This is a genomic window from Sphingomonas sp. R-74633 (genome assembly GCF_013416555.1).
GTDB lineage: Bacteria > Pseudomonadota > Alphaproteobacteria > Sphingomonadales > Sphingomonadaceae > Sphingomonas.
Window position 1 is genome coordinate 1,012,015 of the sequence record NZ_JACCFG010000001.1, and the last position, 18,477, is coordinate 1,030,491.

The 18,477-nt window shown below is 67.3% G+C and carries 17 protein-coding genes; 7 read left to right on the forward strand and 10 right to left on the reverse strand.

Translation table 11 applies throughout. The annotated features are described in order from the left end of the window. Position 1: 1 nt before the first annotated feature. From pyrF to purM, 8 genes are all read right to left on the reverse strand, one after another. Positions 2 to 673, reverse strand: coding sequence for an orotidine-5'-phosphate decarboxylase (gene pyrF / locus HZY97_RS04825; RefSeq protein WP_180141095.1), 672 nt, complete (start codon positions 671 to 673; stop codon positions 2 to 4). Continuing rightward, on the reverse strand, positions 670 to 1,005 hold the full coding sequence (locus tag HZY97_RS04830) for a lipopolysaccharide assembly protein LapA domain-containing protein (protein ID WP_257214871.1): 336 nt from the start codon (positions 1,003 to 1,005) through the stop codon (positions 670 to 672). Before HZY97_RS04830 ends, pyrF begins: the two co-directional genes overlap by 4 nt. Positions 1,006 to 1,067: 62 nt before the next feature. Continuing rightward, entirely contained in the window at positions 1,068 to 3,359 is a 2,292-nt protein-coding gene (locus tag HZY97_RS04835) for a patatin-like protein (protein ID WP_180141097.1), read from the reverse strand. Then, the gene (locus HZY97_RS04840) at positions 3,359 to 4,057 is read right to left on the reverse strand and encodes an endonuclease/exonuclease/phosphatase family protein (protein ID WP_180141099.1); all 699 of its coding nucleotides are present in this window, start codon (positions 4,055 to 4,057) and stop codon (positions 3,359 to 3,361) included. Before HZY97_RS04840 ends, HZY97_RS04835 begins: the two co-directional genes overlap by 1 nt. A gap of 43 nt (positions 4,058 to 4,100) precedes the next feature. After that, complete coding sequence (locus HZY97_RS04845) at positions 4,101 to 4,301, reverse strand: hypothetical protein (RefSeq protein WP_180141100.1); 201 nt, start codon at positions 4,299 to 4,301, stop codon at positions 4,101 to 4,103. A 105-nt stretch (positions 4,302 to 4,406) separates the two neighbouring features. Beyond that, positions 4,407 to 4,784: an MmcQ/YjbR family DNA-binding protein gene (locus tag HZY97_RS04850; RefSeq protein ID WP_257214872.1), complete on the reverse strand. Its 378-nt coding sequence runs from the start codon at positions 4,782 to 4,784 to the stop codon at positions 4,407 to 4,409. Next, positions 4,775 to 5,341, reverse strand: a complete 567-nt coding sequence (purN, locus tag HZY97_RS04855; protein WP_180141102.1) for a phosphoribosylglycinamide formyltransferase — start codon at positions 5,339 to 5,341, stop codon at positions 4,775 to 4,777. Before purN ends, HZY97_RS04850 begins: the two co-directional genes overlap by 10 nt. After that, positions 5,334 to 6,428: a phosphoribosylformylglycinamidine cyclo-ligase gene (gene purM / locus HZY97_RS04860; protein ID WP_180141104.1), complete on the reverse strand. Its 1,095-nt coding sequence runs from the start codon at positions 6,426 to 6,428 to the stop codon at positions 5,334 to 5,336. Before purM ends, purN begins: the two co-directional genes overlap by 8 nt. Before the next feature lie 106 nt (positions 6,429 to 6,534). Between purM and HZY97_RS04865 the strand changes: the two genes are divergently transcribed. The 5 genes from HZY97_RS04865 to HZY97_RS04885 all read left to right on the forward strand — a co-directional run bounded on the left by HZY97_RS04865 (position 6,535) and on the right by HZY97_RS04885 (position 13,240). Further along, positions 6,535 to 7,818: a heavy-metal-associated domain-containing protein gene (locus tag HZY97_RS04865; protein ID WP_180141106.1), complete on the forward strand. Its 1,284-nt coding sequence runs from the start codon at positions 6,535 to 6,537 to the stop codon at positions 7,816 to 7,818. Next, entirely contained in the window at positions 7,815 to 8,420 is a 606-nt protein-coding gene (locus HZY97_RS04870) for a DnaA ATPase domain-containing protein (RefSeq protein WP_180141108.1), read from the forward strand. Before HZY97_RS04865 ends, HZY97_RS04870 begins: the two co-directional genes overlap by 4 nt. Before the next feature lie 5 nt (positions 8,421 to 8,425). Next, on the forward strand, positions 8,426 to 10,609 hold the full coding sequence (locus HZY97_RS04875; RefSeq protein WP_180141110.1) for an RNA degradosome polyphosphate kinase: 2,184 nt from the start codon (positions 8,426 to 8,428) through the stop codon (positions 10,607 to 10,609). Beyond that, entirely contained in the window at positions 10,606 to 12,105 is a 1,500-nt protein-coding gene (locus HZY97_RS04880; RefSeq protein WP_180141112.1) for a Ppx/GppA family phosphatase, read from the forward strand. Before HZY97_RS04875 ends, HZY97_RS04880 begins: the two co-directional genes overlap by 4 nt. Before the next feature lie 64 nt (positions 12,106 to 12,169). Beyond that, positions 12,170 to 13,240 carry a serine hydrolase gene (locus tag HZY97_RS04885; protein ID WP_180141114.1) on the forward strand — a complete coding sequence of 357 codons (1,071 nt, stop codon included), beginning with the start codon at positions 12,170 to 12,172 and terminating at the stop codon, positions 13,238 to 13,240. Between the two features lie 139 nt (positions 13,241 to 13,379). Here HZY97_RS04885 and HZY97_RS04890 read toward each other — a convergent pair whose 3' ends face one another. Together HZY97_RS04890 and rnd are read right to left on the reverse strand one after the other, a co-directional pair. After that, positions 13,380 to 13,667: an I78 family peptidase inhibitor gene (locus HZY97_RS04890; protein ID WP_180141116.1), complete on the reverse strand. Its 288-nt coding sequence runs from the start codon at positions 13,665 to 13,667 to the stop codon at positions 13,380 to 13,382. Next, positions 13,664 to 14,839, reverse strand: coding sequence for a ribonuclease D (gene rnd, locus HZY97_RS04895; RefSeq protein ID WP_180141118.1), 1,176 nt, complete (start codon positions 14,837 to 14,839; stop codon positions 13,664 to 13,666). The genes HZY97_RS04890 and rnd overlap by 4 nt, the downstream gene beginning before the upstream one ends. A 96-nt stretch (positions 14,840 to 14,935) precedes the next feature. On the opposite strand from rnd, the gene aspS reads away from it, so the two are divergent. Beyond that, a complete protein-coding gene (gene aspS, locus HZY97_RS04900; RefSeq protein ID WP_180141665.1) occupies positions 14,936 to 16,774 on the forward strand; it encodes an aspartate--tRNA ligase in 1,839 nt (612 codons plus the stop codon). Positions 16,775 to 17,029: 255 nt separating this feature from the next. Beyond that, positions 17,030 to 18,421, forward strand: a complete 1,392-nt coding sequence (locus HZY97_RS04905; RefSeq protein WP_180141120.1) for an L-serine ammonia-lyase — start codon at positions 17,030 to 17,032, stop codon at positions 18,419 to 18,421. The last annotated feature ends 56 nt before the right edge of the window (positions 18,422 to 18,477 follow it).

Consider the following 18,477-nt stretch of genomic DNA (forward strand, 5'->3'; position numbering starts at 1 on the left):
GCTATAGCGTTGCCTCGATCTCGCGTGCGGCCAAATCGGGGTCCTGTGCCTGGGTGATCGGACGACCGACGACCAGGATCGACGCGCCGGCATCGAGCGCGGCGCGCGGGGTAACCACGCGCTTCTGGTCGCCGACCTTGCCGTTCGCCGGGCGCACGCCGGGGATGACGAAGAAGCCGTCATGCCAGAGCTTCTTGGCCGCCGCGACTTCGTTGCCCGAGCAGACGATGCCGTCGACGCCCGCCGACTTGGCGAGCTCGGTCAGCCGCATCACTTGCTCGTGCGGATCGGGCTTGAGCCCGATCGAAGTGAGGTCGCTGTCGTCGAGGCTGGTGAGCATCGTCACCGCCACCACCTTGGTGCCGGTCGGCGCCGCGGCCTTGGCATCTTCGAGCATCGCGCGGCCGCCGGCGGCGTGCACGGTCAGGATCGCGGGCTCGAGCGGGCGCAGCGCCTGGATCGCCTTGGCGACGGTGTTGGGGATGTCGTGGAACTTGAGGTCGAGGAAGATCGGCAGGCCGATATCGTGCATCTCGTGCACGCCGGCGCGGCCGTTCGCCATGAAGAATTCGAGGCCGAGCTTGATGCCGCCGACATGCGCCTTCACGCGGGTGGCGATGAGCTTGGCGCGCTCCAGGTCGGGCGTGTCGATTGCGACGTAGATCGGGCTCATTGCGCGTCCCCCAGCGGGAGCGCGGCCTGAGGCGCAGTGGGCTCGGGCGTCACCACGACCGGCTCGGGCATGGTGTTGATCGCGCGCACATCGGCAAGCGCACGCTCCAGCCCGGTGATCCGCTGGCGCATCCGCCAGCGCAGCGCGTGATAGGCGAGCAGGGCAGGGAGCAATCCGGCGAGGAAGACGAGGATCAGCAGCAGCGGCAGGCTGAAATCGGCGATGAGGCCGCTCCACAGGTGCACATTCACGCGCTCGTCGCCATTGTAGATCACGAAGCCTGCGACGAGGCCGCCCAGCAACAGCCAGAACAGCACCTTCAGAAACCGCATCCGTCTCCCTTCCCGTGTGAGGTCGGGGCGGTTCTATGCCGGGAAGGCCGGTTTGGCCAGACTCAGCCGATCTCCGCCCGCAGTTCCGCGAACAGTCCCGGGATTCGGGTCAGCCTTTTCTCCTCTTCGTCGAGGATCGCGTGGAAGGCGCGGCGCTTGATCGCCTTCACCCGCTCCTCGGGCAATCGCGCCTCCAGCAGCAGCGTAGAGAGGACGATGTCGATCAGCCGGTCGGCGCCGTGGAGACGGCCCCAGAGATAGTCGTTCTCGCGGTACGCGCGGCTGAAAAAGGCGCCAAAGCTGTTGAACTGGATGCCCTTGAGCGTCGCCTCGGCGCCGCCGGTGCGGATCGCGGTGGCGTCGTCGGGGGCGATACGGTCGACGCGGATCGGGTCGAACTCGTCCACGCCCTCGCCCTGGAGCAGCGGCAACGTCGCAATGTCGTAGAAGGGGAAGCCGAGATGCGCGAGCAGCAGTGGCCGGCGCAGCTCCTTCGACAGCGTGCTAAGCCCCTCGGCGAGCCGCGCATCGGTCTCGGCGTCGAGCTTCTTGAGCTGCATCCGGTCCGCCAGCCGATCGAGGATCGGGCCGGCATCGTCGGTCATCATCCGTATCTCGTCGCGCAGGTCGGCATAGGTGTCGGCGCGCTTCAGTTCGAGATAGCTGGCCAGCGAATCATAGATCGCCTCGCGCATCGGGCGCAGCTCGCCATGGCTGGTCGGCAGGTCGATCTCGGTCAGCCGCCGCGCGAGCAGGCGAAGACGACGAATGCGGAAGCCCAGATCGTGCGCGCGGAGGAACTCGAGCGTCTCGGGCGAGGCGCCGTTCGAGAGCGTCGCGCCGAACTGATCCGCCCCGCGCGACTGGACCGCCGCGGCCAGTGCTTCGCGAAGCTCGTGCAGCCGCTCGGGCCCGTGGCGCTCGCCGACCGTGTAGAGCAGCCGCGCGGTGCGATCGATCGCGCCCTCGACCTTGAGCAACCCGTATGCGGTATGGCCATAGCCCGCCTTGGCGGCGGCGGAGACCTGGGCGCGCTTGCGCCAGGCCGCGAGGCGCTTGGGCGTCGGGTAATCGAGCCACAGCGTATAGCCGAACAGCGCCTCGACCTGCGTCTCCACCTCGGCGCGGATCTCGGCGACGATCGCCAGCATCCGCTCGATCCGGTGCGAGCGCCGGGCAATCTCGTCGAGGTTATCGCGGATCGGCTGCTCGCGCGGCAGCTCGGAAAGAGCGCCGATGATCGTGGCGAAGAAGCCGGGCTTCTCGTCGCTGCCACCGTAGAAATCGAAGCGGAAATTGGGGAAGGGATCGACGAAGACGAAGCGCCGGTCGACCTGGCGGCGGGCAGGGCGCTCCTTCAGCGCCTCCATCGCCGGGCGGAAAGGGGCGTTGGCGAGCACCGATCCGTCGATCAGGATCGCCTTCTCCGCCTTGTTGTCTTCCCATTGCCGCGGCAGCACGCGCTCGAGGAAGGCATCGCGCTCTGGCCAGGCCTGCTTCCGCGTCGCGAGCAGCTCGTCCATCTCGCCCACCGTCATAGGCGGGAAGGCCCCCGGGAAGCTCGACGTGGCGCGCGCGGCGAAGGTCAGGCTCGGCGCATCGGCGAAGCTGTCGCCGGGATAGCCGCGATCGGTGAAGGAGAAGACGAGGCGGTGCTCATTCTCCATCACCGAGGCAGGCGAATTGAGCCGCAACGCCTCGGGATGGCCGCGGAAATCGGTGACGGTGACGAACAGGTCGAGCGGCTGGCCATCGGGCAGCAGCCGCCGCTGCTTCGGGCCCTTCGCCATCGCGTCAAAGGCGTTGAGGATCGTGTTGGCCAGCCCCTTGCCGCCGAACGGAGGCTCGAACCAGCGCGAGCGGACGAAATGCTCGAGCTTGGTGCGCACTTCCTCGCGCGCGCCGGCTTCCACCGTCTCGTCGACGGTCTTGGAGCGGTTGGCGACCAGCCAGGCGATCGGCACCGCCCAAAGCTTGGCGAAGCGGTGCGAGGCGCGCTGGCGGGGCTCGAGCAATGCCTCGACATCGGCATTGTCCATCCACAGGTCAGTCAGCGGATCGAGCGACTGGCCGGTGGCGATCGCCTGGGCGAGGAACACCGTGTTGATCCCGCCCGCGCTGGCGCCGGCAAGGATATCGACCAGCACGCGCAGATTGACGCCCGACGTGTCGCGTATCTCCTCGATCAGCTCGCGATAAACGTCCGGCGCGGCATCGTCGCCGTCGCGCTCGGCGCAGCTCGCCCGCGCCAGGCGCCAGATCTCCTTGGTGATGCCGTGCATGTAGACGGCCAGGCTGATGCCGCCATAGCAGACCAGCGCCAGCCGGAGTTCCTTGTCACGCGTTTCGGGCATCAGGCTTTCTGAAGAGTCGCCCAGATGGGCAGGTGATCGGAGGCGGTACGCGCCTGAAGGCTGTCGTGCACCCCTGCACCCGTGAAGGTCAACTCACGGCTCGCCATGATCCGGTCGAGCTTGGCCATCGGGCGGCGGGCGTGAAAGGACTTGCCGGTCGCGGCGAAGGCGAAATGGTGGGAGAAATCGCGCAGACACCCTGACTGCGCGCTCCATTCGTTGAGATCGCCCATCAGCACCGTCGGATGCTGGTGCGTGCTCGCCTGGAGGTGGGTGATGATCGCATGCGCCTGGCGGCGCCGCCACAGGCCCGACAAATCAAGGTGCATGCCGACCACGCGCACGACCTGACCGCCGGCCAGCCGCACATCGGCCATCACCGCGCCGCGCGGCTCCAGCGCGGGCAAATGGATCGCCTCGCAATCGAGCACGGTCGCATCCTTGCGCACCAGCAGCGCATTGCCGTGCCAGCCCATCGAGCGCGCCTTGGTGCCGAAGGGGATCGCCTTGTAGTCGCTATGCTCGGCAAGCAGATGGCCGGTGAGCACCGCCGAGCGCTCGCCGAAGCGGCGATCGGCTTCCTGGAGCGCGACGATGTCGGCGTTGATCTCGCACAGCACCTTCAATGTACGCTCGGGCATCCGCCGCCGATCGGTGCCGATCGACTTGCGCATGTTGTAGCTGGCGACCTTGATCATCGTTGCCCCTTATCGCGGGGCCGGGGGAGCATGTGCAAGGGCCTCAGCTCGGATGCGCTTCGGCGCTCGTCTGGCTCGCCGCTTCCTGTGCCGCGGCCATCAGGCGGCGTCCGGTCTCCTCGGCGGCTTCGGGCGTCATCGCGATGGCCACGCCATCGGGCCCGTCGAGCAGCACCACGCCCTGCTCGGCGGTTGCGACGCCCGGATGCTGTTCCGGTTCGGCGGGGGAGATCTTCTGTCCCATATTCTTTTGTCCCAGTTCGCCAGCGCCCATGTGGGGCGGGAATGGGGAGACCAACAAAGGTGAACGGGAAAATATCCGCGCTTCGTCGGGAATAACCCCAGGATTTCAGCGGCCGCCGGCCTCGAGCAGGCGACGCGGGGCAGCGAGTTCCCAGCTGCGCGCGATCCGGTCTCCAACGAAATCCCAGTCGATTTCCGGCCCGCCCAGCGCGATGCCGACCCAGCCGATGCCGAAATAGGCGACCCTGGAATAGGTCTCCGGCGCGATCTCGATCAGGTTGGGGCCTTCCTCGTCATCGGCGGTCTTCACCGCGACGATGGTGCGGCCGTCGCCGTGGTGATCGTGGCGGAACTGGGCGAACTGTTTGCCCGCGACGAAGAAGGTCGGCTGGCCATGGCTGGGGCGTTCCTCCGATTCGGGAAGCTCCAGCGCGATCGCGCGGACCTGGGAGAGGGCGGCGTCTTGGTCGGGGCTCAGCGGCATAGGAACTCGGCGACTATCCTCGGATAGAGCCGATGTTCCTCCTTAAGCACGCGCTGGGCAAGGCTTTCCGCCGTATCGCCGGGCAGGATCGCCACTTCGGCCTGGCCGAGCACTTCGCCGGCGTCGAGCTCCTCGGTGACGATATGCACCGAAACGCCGCCATGGCTGTCGCCCGCGTCGATCGCGCGCTGGTGCGTGTCGAGACCCTTATATTTGGGCAGGAGCGAGGGGTGGACGTTGACGATCCGCCCGCTCCAGGCCTGGACGAAATCGTCCGAGAGCAGGCGCATGTAACCGGCGAGCGCGATCGCCTCGACCCCGGCTTCGCGCAGCGCCGCGTCGATCCTCGCCTCATAGTCGGCCTTGGGCATGCCCTTGGGGCTCTGCGCGAAGGTGGCGACGCCCTGTTCGGCGGCCCAGGCAAGCCCCTCGGCGTCAGGCTTGTCGCTGGCGACGAGCGCGACTTCATAGGGGCAGTCGTCCGCCCGCGCCGCGTCGACGAGCGCAGCCATGTTCGAGCCGCGCCCCGAGATGAGGATACCGAGCTTCTTACGCATTATGCGTGGCGGACCACTCCGCGCGGGCGCTCCACACGTCCTCGGCGCCGAACACGGTGCAGCCGCGCTCGCCCGCCTCGACCGTGCCGATCACGAACACTTCTTCGCCCGCATCATAGAGCGCTTCCTTCACCGCATCGGCGACGTCGGGCGAAACCACCGCGACCATGCCGACACCGCAGTTGAAGGTCCGCGCCATTTCCTCGGGCTCGATATTCCCCTGCGCCTGCAGGAACGCCATCAGCCGCGGCAGCGGCCAGCTACCGGCGTCGATGCGCGCATGGCAGCCCTCGGGCAGCACGCGCGGGACATTTTCGAGCAAGCCGCCGCCGGTGATATGCGCCAGCCCGCGGATGTTGCCCTTGCGAAGCTGCGGAAGCAGGCTTTGCACATAGATGCGCGTCGGGGCCATCAGCGCGTCGAGCAGGATCACGTCCTGGTCGAACAGCGCGGGCCGGTCCATCTTCCAGCCCTTGTCGGCCGCAAGGCGGCGGACCAGCGAGAAGCCATTCGAGTGCACGCCGGTCGAGCCCAGGCCGAGCAGCACGTCGCCGGGACGGATCGCGCTGCCGTCGAGCAGCTGGTCGCGCTCGACCGCGCCGACGCAGAAGCCGGCGAGGTCATAGTCGCCATCGGCATACATGCCCGGCATCTCGGCGGTCTCGCCGCCGATCAGCGCGCAGCCGGCCTGGCGGCAGCCCTCGGCGATGCTGGCGATCACGCGCTCGGCGGTGTCGGCCACCAGCTTGCCGCTGGCGTAGTAATCTAGGAAGAAGAGCGGCTCGGCGCCCTGGACGATCAGATCGTTGGCGCACATCGCGACCAGGTCGACGCCGACGCCGTCATGCGCGTTATAGTCGATTGCGAGCTTGAGCTTGGTGCCCACGCCGTCATTCGCCGCGACGAGCAGCGGATCGGTGAACCCGGCCGCCTTCAGGTCGAACACGCCGCCGAACCCGCCGAGATCGGCATCGGCGCCGGCACGGCGCGTGGACTTGGCGAGCGGGCCGATCGCACGCACCAGCGCGTTGCCGGCCGCAATCGAGACGCCCGCCTGGGCGTAGGTATAGTTCTTGGGGTCGCTCATGGCGCGCGCTTAGCGCCATCTTTCCTTCGCGTCACCCCGCGCCACGAACCATGTTGTTACATCTGCGCTTGGATTTCCCCGCTCCCTTCGCCAAAAGGGCCGCTGCATGACCCTTGCCCGCAAATCCCTCACCATCGGCATCGCCTCCGCGCTCGCGGTTGCGGGGCTGGGCGCCGTATGGGCGGAAGGCGACACCAAGGGCGGCGGCAGCGCCGTGCCGATCGACGCCTCGGGCAGCTTCGAAGTCTCGGGGGTCGAAGTTGATGTGAAGGGCAAGGACGCCGATTCTTCCCGCTACGGCGGCTGGCGGCTCGCGCAGCGCAAGGGCTGGGAGATGCTGTCGCGCAAGCTGACCGGCAAATCCTCGACCATGTCCGATTCGGCGCTCGATTCGATGGTCACCGGCATCGTCGTCGAGCAGGAGCAGATCGGCCCGACGCGCTACATCGCCCGCCTCAGCGTGTTGTTCGACCGCAGCAAGGCCGGGAGCATCCTCGGCGTTTCGGTCGCAGTGAACCAGTCGCCGCCGATGCTGATCGTGCCGCTGATGTATTCGGGCGGCTCGGGCCTGGTCTTCGAACGCGAGACCGCCTGGGCCAAGGCCTGGAACCGCTTCAAGAGCGGCGGCAGCACGCTCGACTATGTCCGCGTCCAGGGCAATGGCCCCGATTCGATGCTGCTCAATGCCGGACAGACGCTGCGCCGCGGCCGCAACTGGTGGCGCAGCGTGCTCGACCAGTACGGCGCTGCCGACGTCCTGATCGCCGAGGTCCAGCTGCGCCGCGAATATCCCGGCGGGCCGATTATCGGCATGTTCTCCGCGACGCACGGCCCCGATCGCCAGAAAATCGGCAGCTTCGCGCTGCGCGTCGACAGCGGCGATTCGCTCGATGCGCTGATGGACGCCGGCGTCCAGCGGCTCGACAAGGCCTATCGCGAGGCGCTCGCGCTCGGCCAGCTCAACACCGACCGGCTGCTCGCCACGCGCCCGCCCGGCGCCAAGGTCGAGGAAAAGCCCACCGACGAGGCGACTGACGAAGCCACGCCGACGCCCGAGGCGACGGCGGCGGCGACGGGCAACGGGGTCAATATCCAGTTCGACACGCCCAATGTCGGCTCGGTCAATGCCGGCGAAGCGGCGCTGCGCGGGATTCCGGGCGTGCGCTCAGCGATCACGTCCAGCCTTGCGCTCGGCGGCATCTCGGTGATGCGCGTTACCTATGACGGCGCGATCCCGGGGCTGCGCGCCCAGCTCGAGGCGCGCGGCTGGAGCGTGCAGGAGGGGGCAGGGGTGCTGCGCATCCGCCGTCCGGGTGGAAGCGGCGGTGCCCCGCAGCAACCGATACCGGCGCCGACCGCCACGGCCACGGCAGCTCCGAACGGCGGATGACGCAGCTCCGCCTGCCGCTTGGACTGCCAGAGGCGCGCGAGACGGAATTCCTGGTCAGCGACTCCAATTCCCGCGCCGTCCACCAGCTCGAACATTGGGGCACCTGGCCCGTCATGTCGGCGCTGCTGATCGGCCCGCGCAAGTCCGGCCGTAGCCTGCTCGGCCGCATCTTCGCGGCGAAGACCGGCGCGCGGATCTTCGACGATGCCGATCTGGGCAAGGAGACCGAGGTCTTCCACGCCTGGAACCAGGCCCAGGCCGATCACCGCCCGCTGCTGATCATCGCGCAGGCCGCGCCGCCGACCTGGGCAGTGAAGCTGCCCGACCTCAAGTCACGCCTCGCCGCCTCGCCGCTGCTCGAGATCGGCCCGCCCGATGACGAACTCATCCCGCAGCTGCTCGAACGCGCCTTCGAGCGGCATCTGCTCCACGCCAAGCCCGATGTGATCACCTGGATCGCCCGGCGCGTGGAGCGCAGCCATATCGCGATCCTGCGCGTTGCCGATGCACTGGAACTGGAGGCGGGGAAACGCTTGTCGATCCCGGCGGTGCGCGCCACATTGGCGGCGGCTGGTCTCATAACCGAAACGGACGGCGATTAACGGCGATGGCCAAGGCAGCGAAACAGCAGGCCGTCGAAGGGACCCAGATGACCGAATTGCCGGAGACTAGCGTACGTTACTTCAATCGCGAGCTGAGCTGGCTCGCGTTCAACCGGCGGGTGATGGAAGAGGCGACCAACCCCGCCCATCCGCTGCTCGAGCGGCTGCGCTTCCTCTCGATCTCCGGCTCGAACTTCGACGAGTTCTTCATGGTCCGCGTGGCCGGTCTGATGGGCCAGCAGCTCCAGAAGGTAGAGGCGCGCTCGGTCGACGGGCTGACCCCGGACCAGCAGCTCATCGCGATCTCCGCCGAGGCAGAGATGCTGGCCGACAACCAGCAGAGCGTGTGGACCGAGATCCGCGCCGCGCTCGCCGAGACCGGCATCCATGTGCTCGACGCCAATGTGATCGAGGGCGAGACCGAAGCCTGGCTGGAAACCCATTTCCGCGAGCAGATCTTCCCGATCCTCACCCCCCAGGCGCTCGATCCCGCGCACCCGTTCCCGTTCATCCCCAACCAGGGTTCGAGCGTGATCTTCGATCTGGTCCGCAAGTCGGACCGCGAGCCGGTGCGCGAGCTCGTCCTGCTGCCGACCGCGGTCAAGCGCTTCGTCCGCCTGCCCGGCACCCCGGCGCGCTATGTCGCGATCGAAGCAGTGCTCAAGCATTTCTCGCATCTGCTCTTTCCCGGCTATGAATCGCGCGGCGCCGCGGCGTTCCGGGTGCTGCGCGACAGCGACATCGAGATCGAGGAAGAGGCCGAGGATCTCGTCATGACCTTCCGCTCGGCGATCAAGCGCCGGCGGCGGGGCAGGGTGATCCGCCTCGAGATGGAAGAGAGCATCTCGCCCGAGCTGGAGGGCGTGCTCAAGGAAGAGCTGGGCGGCAGCGAGGCGCTGCTCACCGAAACCGGCGGCTTTCTCGGCATCGGTGACCTGGCGATCCTGGTCGACGAGGACCGGCCCGACCTCAAGTTCACGCCCTTTTCCGCGCGCTTCCCCGAGCGGATCCGCGAATATGGCGGCGATTGCTTCGCGGCGATCAAGGCCAAGGACATCCTGGTCCACCACCCCTATGAGAGCTTCGACGTCGTCATCTCCTTCCTCCAGCAGGCGGCGGCGGATCCGGATGTGGTGGCGATCAAGCAGACGCTCTACCGCGCCGGCAAGCAGCCCGCGATCATCAACGCGCTGATCGCCGCGGCCGAGGCTGGCAAGTCGGTCACTGCGGTGGTCGAACTGAAGGCCCGGTTCGACGAGGAGCAGAACCTCTATTGGGCGACAGCGCTCGAGCGGGCCGGCGTACAGGTCGTCTATGGCTTCATCGACTGGAAGACCCATGCCAAGGTCTCGATGGTCGTGCGGCGCGAGGGCAATGCCTATCGCACCTATTGCCACTTCGGCACCGGCAATTACCACCCGATCACCGCGCGCATCTATACCGATCTCAGCTTCTTCACCGCCGATCCGCGCATCGGCCGCGATGCGATGCAGATCTTCAACTATGTCACCGGCTATGTAGAGCCCGCCGGGCTTGAGCTGATCGGGATCAGCCCGCGCGATCTCAGGAACCGCCTGGTCGGCATGATCGATGACGAGATCGCGCATGTCCGCGCCGGGCGTCCGGGCGCCATCTGGGCGAAGATGAACTCGCTGGTCGACCCCGCGGTGATCGAGAAGCTCTACGAAGCGAGCAATGCCGGCGTGGAGATCGACCTGGTCATTCGCGGCATCTGCTGCCTCAGGCCGGGCGTTCCGGGCATGTCCGAGCATATCCGGGTCAAGTCGATCGTCGGGCGCTTCCTCGAGCATAGCCGCATCTGGGCGTTCGGCACCGGCAAGGCGCTGCCCAATGACGGCGCACGGCTGTTCATCTCCTCGGCCGACTGGATGCAGCGGAATTTCGATCGCCGCGTCGAGTTCATGCTGCCGATCCTCAACAAGACGGTGCACGCCCAGATCCTCGACCAGGTGATGGTGGCGAACCTGCTCGACAATGAGCAGAGCTGGCTGCTGCAGAGCGACGGCCATTATACCCGCACTGCGCCGGGCGAAGACGGCGCGTTCAACCTGCACCGCTATTTCATGACCAATCCGTCGCTTTCGGGCCGCGGCGCCGCGCTCGATGCACGCAAGCCGGTTCCCAAGCTCCAGTTGAAGCGCAAGACAAGGGCCAGGGCCAAGGCATGAACACGCTGATGTTCCGCAAGGCGCGCGCGAAGCCCCAGCCGATCGAGGATCGCACTGCGATCATCGACATCGGCTCAAATTCGGTGCGCCTCGTGGTCTATCAGGGGTCGGCACGGTTGCCGGCGACCTTGTTCAACGAGAAGGTGATGGCGGGCCTCGGCCGCGGGCTGGCCGAGACCGGCGCGATCGAGGCGAGCAGCCTCGCCACCGCCCGCGCCGCGCTCGCCCGCTTCGCGACGCTCGCCCGCGAGATGCAGGTCGGCGAGCTGCGCACCGTCGCCACCGCCGCGGTGCGCGACGCCTCCAATGGCCGCGAGCTGACCGATGCGGCGCGCTCGCTCGGCCTCCAGGTCGAAATATTGTCGGGCGAGGAAGAGGCGACCGCCTCGGGTCTCGGCGTGCTCTCGGGCATCCCCGAGGCGGACGGCATTGTCGGCGATCTCGGCGGCGGCTCGCTCGAGCTGGTCCGCGTCGTCGCCGGCACGGTGACCGACCGGGTGTCGTTCCCGCTCGGCGTTCTCCGTCTCGCCGCGATCCGCGCGGGCGGCAAGGGCGCGCTTGAGCGCAAGGTGACCAAGCTGCTCGACGAGGCCGGCTGGAAGGGGCGAGGGAAGGGGCTGCCCTTCTATCTGGTCGGCGGCTCGTGGCGCAGCCTTGCCCGGCTCGACATGCATCTGAAGCATTATCCGCTGCCGATCGCGCACCAATATCCGATCGCGGTGCCGCGCATTGCCGAGCTGGCCAGCTCGATCGCGGTGATGCCCAAGTCCGATCTCAAGGCGATCCCGAACCTGTCCAGCGCTCGCGCTGGATCGCTGGAAGATGCCGCGGTGCTGCTCGGCCATGTCCTCAAGCAGCTCGGCAGCAGCGGCACGATTGTCTCGGCCTATGGCCTGCGCGAGGGGCTGCTCTACCAGCGCCTGACTCCCGAGGTGCGCCAGGAGGACCCGCTGATTGCCGCCACCCGCGACGAAGGCGAGCGGCTGGGGCGCTTCCCCGAGCATGGCGACCTGCTCGATGCGTGGATCGCCCCGCTCTTCGCCGGCGAGCCGCCCGAACTCGCGCGTCTGCGCCATGCGGCCTGCCAGCTGGTGGACGTGGGCTGGCACGCCAACCCCGAATTCCGCGCCGAGCGCGGACTCGACGCGGCGCTGCACGGCAATTGGGTCGCGATCGATTCGAACGGCCGCGCCGCGATGGGCCAGGCGCTCTACACCGCGCTGGGCGGCGGGCTCGACACGCCGGCGCCGCTGCACCAGCTTGCCGATGACGATACCTTGTGGCGCGCCAAGCTCTGGGGCCTCGCCATCCGCCTCGGCCAGCGCCTGTCGGGCGGCGTCGCCGCGCCGATCAAGCGCTCCGAGCTGCACATCGACGAGGAGTCACTCGCGCTGGTCCTCGATCCCGCGGACGAGGCGCTGTACGGCGAAGCGGTCGAGAAGCGCCACAAGGCGTTGGCCGCAGCCTTTGCCCGGCAGCCCGTGCTCGAGGTTTAGTAACCTGGGGTTCATGTCGCTCCCGCAATGAAATTGCCTCCGGGTTGCGTAGGGAGGGGAGTTGATGATCGATCGCCGCATGCTGCTGCAGGGCAGCCTCGCCGCCGGGGTAACCGCGCTGGCGCCCGTTCCGGCCTGGGCCAAGGGCCATGCCGACGATCCCAAGATCGACGCCTTCGTTAAAGCCAATGGCTTTGCCGGCGCGATCGTCCGGGCCAAGGCGGGCAAGCCGGTCTACGCCCGCAATTTCGGGCTGGCGAACATCGCCGCGGCCAAGCCCGCGACCACCGACACCGTCTACGGCATCGCCTCGATCTCCAAATTCCTGACCACGGTGACGATCCTCAAGCTGGTCGAGGCCGGTAAGCTCGCGCTCGAAGCGCCGATCGCCACTTTGCTCCCCGGCTACCGCACCGACACCGGCGCCAAGGTGCAGCTCGCGCATCTTCTGTCGAACACCAGCGGCATTCCCAACGACTTCATCCCCGCGCTCAAGACCGAGCCCGACCTGGTGACGCGTGACCTCGGCCCCGCCGAATCGGTCCGCCGCTTCGCCTCGGGCGACCTCGCCTTCGAGCCGGGCAGCAAGTTCGACTATGCGCTGACCAACTGGTTCATTGTCCTCGCGATCGTCGAGGCGGCCACCGCCAAGCCCTTCGAGCAGGCGATGCGCGAGATCACGCTCGACCCGCTCGGCATGACGCACACCGGCTCGGTGGAGGGCGACGCGGCCTTATCCTATCGCACGGTCGAGCCGCCGGTGCTCTGGCCCAACCCGCGCGTGCCGGTGATGCTCGCCGGCGGCGGCTATTTCAGCACCGCGCCCGATCTGCTGCGCATCGGCCATGCCGTGTTCGACAAGGGTTTCGTGTCGCCCGCCTCGATCAAGGCGCTGCGCACCGTGCGCGTGCCCGACCAGGATTATTCGATCGGCGGCCGCGTGCGGACGATGACGATCGCCGGCAAGCCGGTCGAGGCGGCGTGGGAGACCGGCCGCACCGCGGGCTTCCGCACGCTGCTCGCGCATCGCTACGACACGCAGGAGAGCATCGTGCTGCTCAACAACACCGGCATTTCGCAAAAGACGATCGACCTGTTCGCCGACAGCCTGTTCGGCGCGGAGCCGCGGGCTTGAGGCATCAGTGGCTCCCTGATCCCCGGCGAAGGCCGGGGCCCAGTTGCAATGTTGTCCGAGAGGCGGCCGCGCCTAACCAGATTCGCTGATGCTGGGCCCCGGCCTTCGCCGGGGATCAGGAAAGGGGCTGACGGCTAGCTCACCCGCAGCGCGCGGAGCCGATCTTGCCGTCGGTGCCGAGGTGCAGGTTGAGCCGGTCCGCGCGGAATTCCATCGTCACGATCGCATTCGGCTCGAGCCAGCGCACGACATTCGCGCCCGACAGCCGCTTGGCCTCGGCCTCGACTTCGGGGCTGCGCATCTTGCCGGTCAGCCCGTCCAGCTTGCTCGCATTGCACTCCACGCCGGGGATCAGCTCGGGCGGCGTCTTCGGCGCGCAGGCGCCCAGCAGGGCCAGCGCGGCGGCGGGGAGGGCAAGGCGGATCATTCGGCGGGTTCCTCGGTACGGGTCATCTTGAGCTTACCATTTTTCACGGTGAACCCCAGCTGACCCTCGACCAGGTTGAGCGCGTCGCGGCCGAACTGCTCGTAGCGCCAGCCCTCGAGAATCGCGAGCCCGTCGCGCACACCGGCCGCCAGCGATTCGAGGTCGTCCGAGCGCGCGAGCAGGCGCGGCGCGACGTTGATTTCCTTGGCGCGGATCTTGAGCAGCAGCTTGAGCAGGTCCGCCACCAGCGCGCCGTCCTTGCCGAGCGAAGGCTTGCGGTCGTCGCGCGGCGGCATCTCGTCGCCCGACATCGGGTTCGAGCCGTCCAGCGCCGCCATCAGCCGTCCGCCAATGTCATTGCCCGCCCAGGCCGCCGAAAGCCCGCGCACCTTGCCCAGGTCGCTCTGCTTGCGCGGCGGGTTGCCGGCGAGATCGGCGAGCGTCTCGTCCTTGACGATGCGGCCGCGCGGCAGGTCCTTGCCCTGCGCCTCGAGCTCGCGCCACCGCGCCAGCGCCTTGAGGCGGCCGAGCACTTCGGGCTTGCGGCTGGAGACACGCACGCGCTGCCAGGCCTCGTCGGGGTCATTGTGATAATTGTCGGGATCGGCGAGCCGCTCCATCTCCTGGTCGAGCCAGGCGCCGCGGCCGGTCTTCTTGAGCTTCTCCAGCATGCGCGGGAAAATGTCGGAGAGGTGCGTCACGTCGCCGATCGCATATTCGATCTGGCGCTTGTCGAGCGGGCGGCGGCTCCAGTCGGTGAAGCGGGCGCCCTTGTCGATCGTGAAGCCCAGATAGGTATCGACCAGGTTCGAATAGCCGATCTGCTCGCCCAGCCCGAGCGCCATCGCGGCCACCTGGGTGTCGAACAGCGGGTGGGGGGTCTTGCCGGTCAAATTGTAGACGATCTCGATGTCCTGCCCACCGGCATGGAATACCTTGAGCACGTCCTCATTGTTCACGAGCAGATCGAGCAGGGGAGTCATGTCGATTCCCCCCATCGGATCGATCGCCGCCGCCTCTTCGTCGTCGGCGATCTGGATCAGGCAAAGCTCCGGCCAATAGCTGTTTTCCCGCATGAACTCGGTGTCCACACAGATGTACGGCTTGTTGGCAAAGCGGGCGCAGAGATTAGCGAGGGAAGCGCTGTCTTCAATCAGACCATGGATATGCATCTGAAGCCCATAGACTGGTCTTCGGGTTGACAAAAGAGGGTGGGAGGGGAAAGCGCACCCGATCCTTTTTTCACTCGCACAAAGTTGATGCTCACCATGCACGCCTATCGCACGCACACCTGCGCCCAGCTCCGCGCCGCCGATGTCGGTCAGGAAGTCCGTATTTCGGGCTGGATCCACCGCACCCGCGAGCATGCGAACGTGCTGTTCGTCGATCTGCGCGACCATTATGGCATCACCCAGGTGGTGATCGAGACCAGCTCCGATCTCTTCCCGATCGTCGACAATGCCGGCCCCGAGTCGGTGATCACGGTCACGGGCAAAGTCTCGGCGCGCTCGGCCGAGACGCTCAACCCCAAGCTCGACACCGGCGAGATCGAAGTGTTCCCGTCCGCGGTGGTCGTCCAGTCGCAGGCGGCGAAGCTGCCGCTCCCCGTGTTCGGCGACAATGAATATCCCGAGGAGATCCGCCTGCGGAACCGCTTCCTCGATCTGCGCCGCGAGAAGGTCCACAAGAACATCATGCTGCGCTCCAGCGTGATCGCCTCGCTGCGCCGCCGGATGATCGACCAGGGCTTCACCGAGTTCCAGACGCCGATCCTCACGGCATCCTCGCCGGAGGGCGCCCGCGACTATCTCGTCCCGAGCCGCGTCCACCCGGGCAAGTTCTACGCGCTCCCGCAGGCGCCGCAGATGTTCAAGCAGCTGCTGATGGTCGCCGGCTTCGACAAATATTTCCAGATCGCGCCGTGCTTCCGCGACGAGGACGCGCGCGCCGATCGTTCGCCGGGCGAATTCTACCAGCTCGACTTCGAGATGAGCTACGTCACCCAGGACGACGTGTTCGCCGCGATCGAGCCCGTGTTGCACGGCGTGTTCGAGGAATTCGCCGACTGGGAGGGCATGGGCCGCACCGTCTCGGCGCTGCCGTTCAAGCGCATTCCCTACAAGGAATCGATGGCCAAGTACGGCAACGACAAGCCGGACCTGCGCAACCCGCTGCTGATCACCGACGTCAGCGAGTTCTTCAAGGGCTCGGGCTTCGGCCGCTTCGCCTCGATCGTCGAGGGCGGCGACGTCGTCCGCGCCGTCGCCGCACCGAACACGCATGAGAAGAGCCGCAAGTTCTTCGACGACATGAACAGCTGGGCCCAGTCGGAAGGCTTCCCGGGCCTCGGCTATGCCACCCAGAAGGACGGCGTGTTCGGCGGCCCGATCGCCAACAACCACGGCCAGGATGGCATGAAGGCGATCGCCGACGCGATGGGCCTCGGCCCGAACGACGGCATCTTCTTCGCGGCGGGCAAGGAAGCCCAGGCTGCCAAGCTGGCCGGCCTGGCGCGCACCCGCGCCGCCGAGCAGCTCGACCTGATCGACAAGAAGCGCTTCGAATTCTGCTGGATCGTCGACTTCCCGATGTTCGAATATGACGAGGACGCCAAGAAGGTCGACTTCAGCCACAACCCCTTCTCGATGCCGCAGGGCGAGATGGAAGCGCTGCAGACCAAGGACCCGCTCGACATCCTCGCCTATCAGTATGACATCGTCTGCAACGGCATCGAGCTGTCGTCGGGCGCGATCCGGAACCACCGTCCCGAGATCATGTACAAGGCGTTCGAGATCGCCGGCTACACGCAGGACGACGTCGACACCAACTTCGCGGGCATGATCAACGCCTTCAAGTTCGGCGCCCCGCCGCATGGCGGCTCGGCCCCGGGCGTCGACCGCATCGTGATGCTGCTCGCCGACGAGCCGAACATCCGCGAAGTGATCGTCTTCCCGATGACGCAGAAGGCCGAGGACCTGATGATGCAGGCGCCTTCGTTCGTCAGCGAGAAGCAGCTCAAGGAACTCAACATCCGCCTTGCGCCGCAGGTCGCGGCGGACCTCGCCAAGAAGGGCACCGACGGCATCGTCGATCCCGCGGCGGGCTGATTTCCCAATTCCCCTCCCTGCAAGGGAGGGGCCAAGGGTGGGTTAGAAAAGGTCGGGCTCGATGCCCGGCCTTTTCTTTTTTCGCCACCCGCGGACCGAGCTCCCCCGGCCTTCGCCGGGGTGGCAACCCACCCCCAACCCCTCCCTTGCAGGGAGGGGAGTTAGAAGTTGAAGTTATAAAACTTCAACGTACAGACATAAAACTACAACGCATTTGAGCAATCCGGCCGCGAGAGCTGGGACGCAGGAGTAGAAATGTCTGACGAGAACAACGCCCGCGCCCGTGCCCGGGCCGAGGCGACGATCGGCCTCGCCGATCTGTTCACGATCGGCATCGGCCCGTCGAGCTCGCACACCGTCGGCCCGATGCGCGCCGCCGCCGCCTTTGCGGAACAGGCGCTGGACAAGGGCACGCCGACCGCCGTCTCTTGCGAGCTGTTCGGATCGCTCGCGCTCACCGGGCGCGGCCACGCCACCGATACCGCAGTGATCCTCGGCCTTGCCGGCTATCAGCCCGAGAGCGTCGATCCCGATGCGGTCACCACGATCGTCGCCACGATCCGCTCCGAGCAGCAACTCGCGCTCGGCGGCCATGTCCCGGTGCCCTTTGTCGAGGGCCGCCACCTCGTCTTCCGCGACGACCGTTTCCTGCCATCGCACCCCAATGGCATGCGCTTCGTCGCGCATTATGCCGAGGGCGAGCCCTGGGAGACCTTCTATTATTCGATCGGCGGCGGCGCGATCGTCGAGGGCGGGTGCGAGCCGCCGCAGAGCAATGTCATCCTGCCCTTCGCCTTCACCTCGGCCGCCGAACTGCTCGCGGTCGGTGAGAAGCAGGGCGTCTCGATCGCCGACATCGTGCGCGCCAACGAGGCCGCCTGGCGCGACGATGCCGAGACCGATGCGTTCGTCGACAGCCTGCGCGCCGCGATGTCCGCCTGCATCGATCGCGGCATGCGCGGGGAGGGGGAGCTGCCCGGCGGCCTCAAGGTCAAGCGCCGCGCCCGCGACCTCCACCAGCGCCTGCTCGCCCGCGGTCCGCGCAGCGATCCCTCGCTCGTCTTCGACTGGGTCAGCCTTTGGGCACTCGCAGTGAACGAAGAAAATGCCGCCGGCGGCCGCGTCGTCACCGCGCCGACCAATGGCGCGGCGGGCGTGATCCCCGCGGTGCTGCGCTATTACGAGACCTTCTGCGCCAATCCGACGCCGGCGGGATCGCGCACCTTCCTGCTCACCACTGCGGCAATCGGCTTCCTCTACAAGAAGCGCGCCTCGATCTCCGCCGCCGAGATGGGCTGCCAGGGCGAAGTCGGCGTCGCCTGCTCGATGGCCGCGGCGGGACTGGCGGCGGCGCTCGGCGCAACCAATGCCCAGATCGAGAATGCCGCCGAGATCGGCATGGAGCATAATCTCGGCCTCACCTGCGATCCGATCGGCGGCCTCGTCCAGATCCCCTGCATCGAGCGCAACACGATGGGCGCGATCAAGGCGATCAACGCGGCGTATCTGGCGCTCCACGGCGACGGCAGCCACATCGTCAGCCTCGACGCGGTGATCGAGACGATGCGGCAGACGGGCGAGGACATGCGCTCGAAGTACAAGGAAACCGCGCAGGGCGGGCTCGCGGTAAACGTGGTGGCCTGCTGAGGGCACACAAAGAAACCTGTTCCCCGGCGAAAGCCGGGGCCCAGGGTTTCTCTGCT

Bases quoted from the DNA above. Each gene is read 5' to 3' on its own strand.
- HZY97_RS04830 (WP_257214871.1), bottom strand. From the start codon at position 1,005: ATGCGGTTTCTGAAGGTGCTGTTCTGGCTGTTGCTGGGCGGCCTCGTC.
- HZY97_RS04885 (WP_180141114.1), top strand. From the start codon at position 12,170: ATGATCGATCGCCGCATGCTGCTGCAGGGCAGCCTCGCCGCCGGGGTA.
- HZY97_RS04875 (WP_180141110.1), top strand. From the start codon at position 8,426: ATGGCCAAGGCAGCGAAACAGCAGGCCGTCGAAGGGACCCAGATGACC.
- HZY97_RS04835 (WP_180141097.1), bottom strand. From the start codon at position 3,359: ATGCCCGAAACGCGTGACAAGGAACTCCGGCTGGCGCTGGTCTGCTAT.
- HZY97_RS04870 (WP_180141108.1), top strand. From the start codon at position 7,815: ATGACGCAGCTCCGCCTGCCGCTTGGACTGCCAGAGGCGCGCGAGACG.
- HZY97_RS04880 (WP_180141112.1), top strand. From the start codon at position 10,606: ATGAACACGCTGATGTTCCGCAAGGCGCGCGCGAAGCCCCAGCCGATC.
- HZY97_RS04850 (WP_257214872.1), bottom strand. From the start codon at position 4,784: ATGCCGCTGAGCCCCGACCAAGACGCCGCCCTCTCCCAGGTCCGCGCG.
- purN (WP_180141102.1), bottom strand. From the start codon at position 5,341: ATGCGTAAGAAGCTCGGTATCCTCATCTCGGGGCGCGGCTCGAACATG.
- HZY97_RS04865 (WP_180141106.1), top strand. From the start codon at position 6,535: ATGACCCTTGCCCGCAAATCCCTCACCATCGGCATCGCCTCCGCGCTC.
- aspS (WP_180141665.1), top strand. From the start codon at position 14,936: ATGCACGCCTATCGCACGCACACCTGCGCCCAGCTCCGCGCCGCCGAT.
- HZY97_RS04840 (WP_180141099.1), bottom strand. From the start codon at position 4,057: ATGATCAAGGTCGCCAGCTACAACATGCGCAAGTCGATCGGCACCGAT.
- purM (WP_180141104.1), bottom strand. From the start codon at position 6,428: ATGAGCGACCCCAAGAACTATACCTACGCCCAGGCGGGCGTCTCGATT.
- HZY97_RS04890 (WP_180141116.1), bottom strand. From the start codon at position 13,667: ATGATCCGCCTTGCCCTCCCCGCCGCCGCGCTGGCCCTGCTGGGCGCC.
- pyrF (WP_180141095.1), bottom strand. From the start codon at position 673: ATGAGCCCGATCTACGTCGCAATCGACACGCCCGACCTGGAGCGCGCC.
- rnd (WP_180141118.1), bottom strand. From the start codon at position 14,839: ATGCATATCCATGGTCTGATTGAAGACAGCGCTTCCCTCGCTAATCTC.
- HZY97_RS04905 (WP_180141120.1), top strand. From the start codon at position 17,030: ATGTCTGACGAGAACAACGCCCGCGCCCGTGCCCGGGCCGAGGCGACG.
- HZY97_RS04845 (WP_180141100.1), bottom strand. From the start codon at position 4,301: ATGGGACAGAAGATCTCCCCCGCCGAACCGGAACAGCATCCGGGCGTC.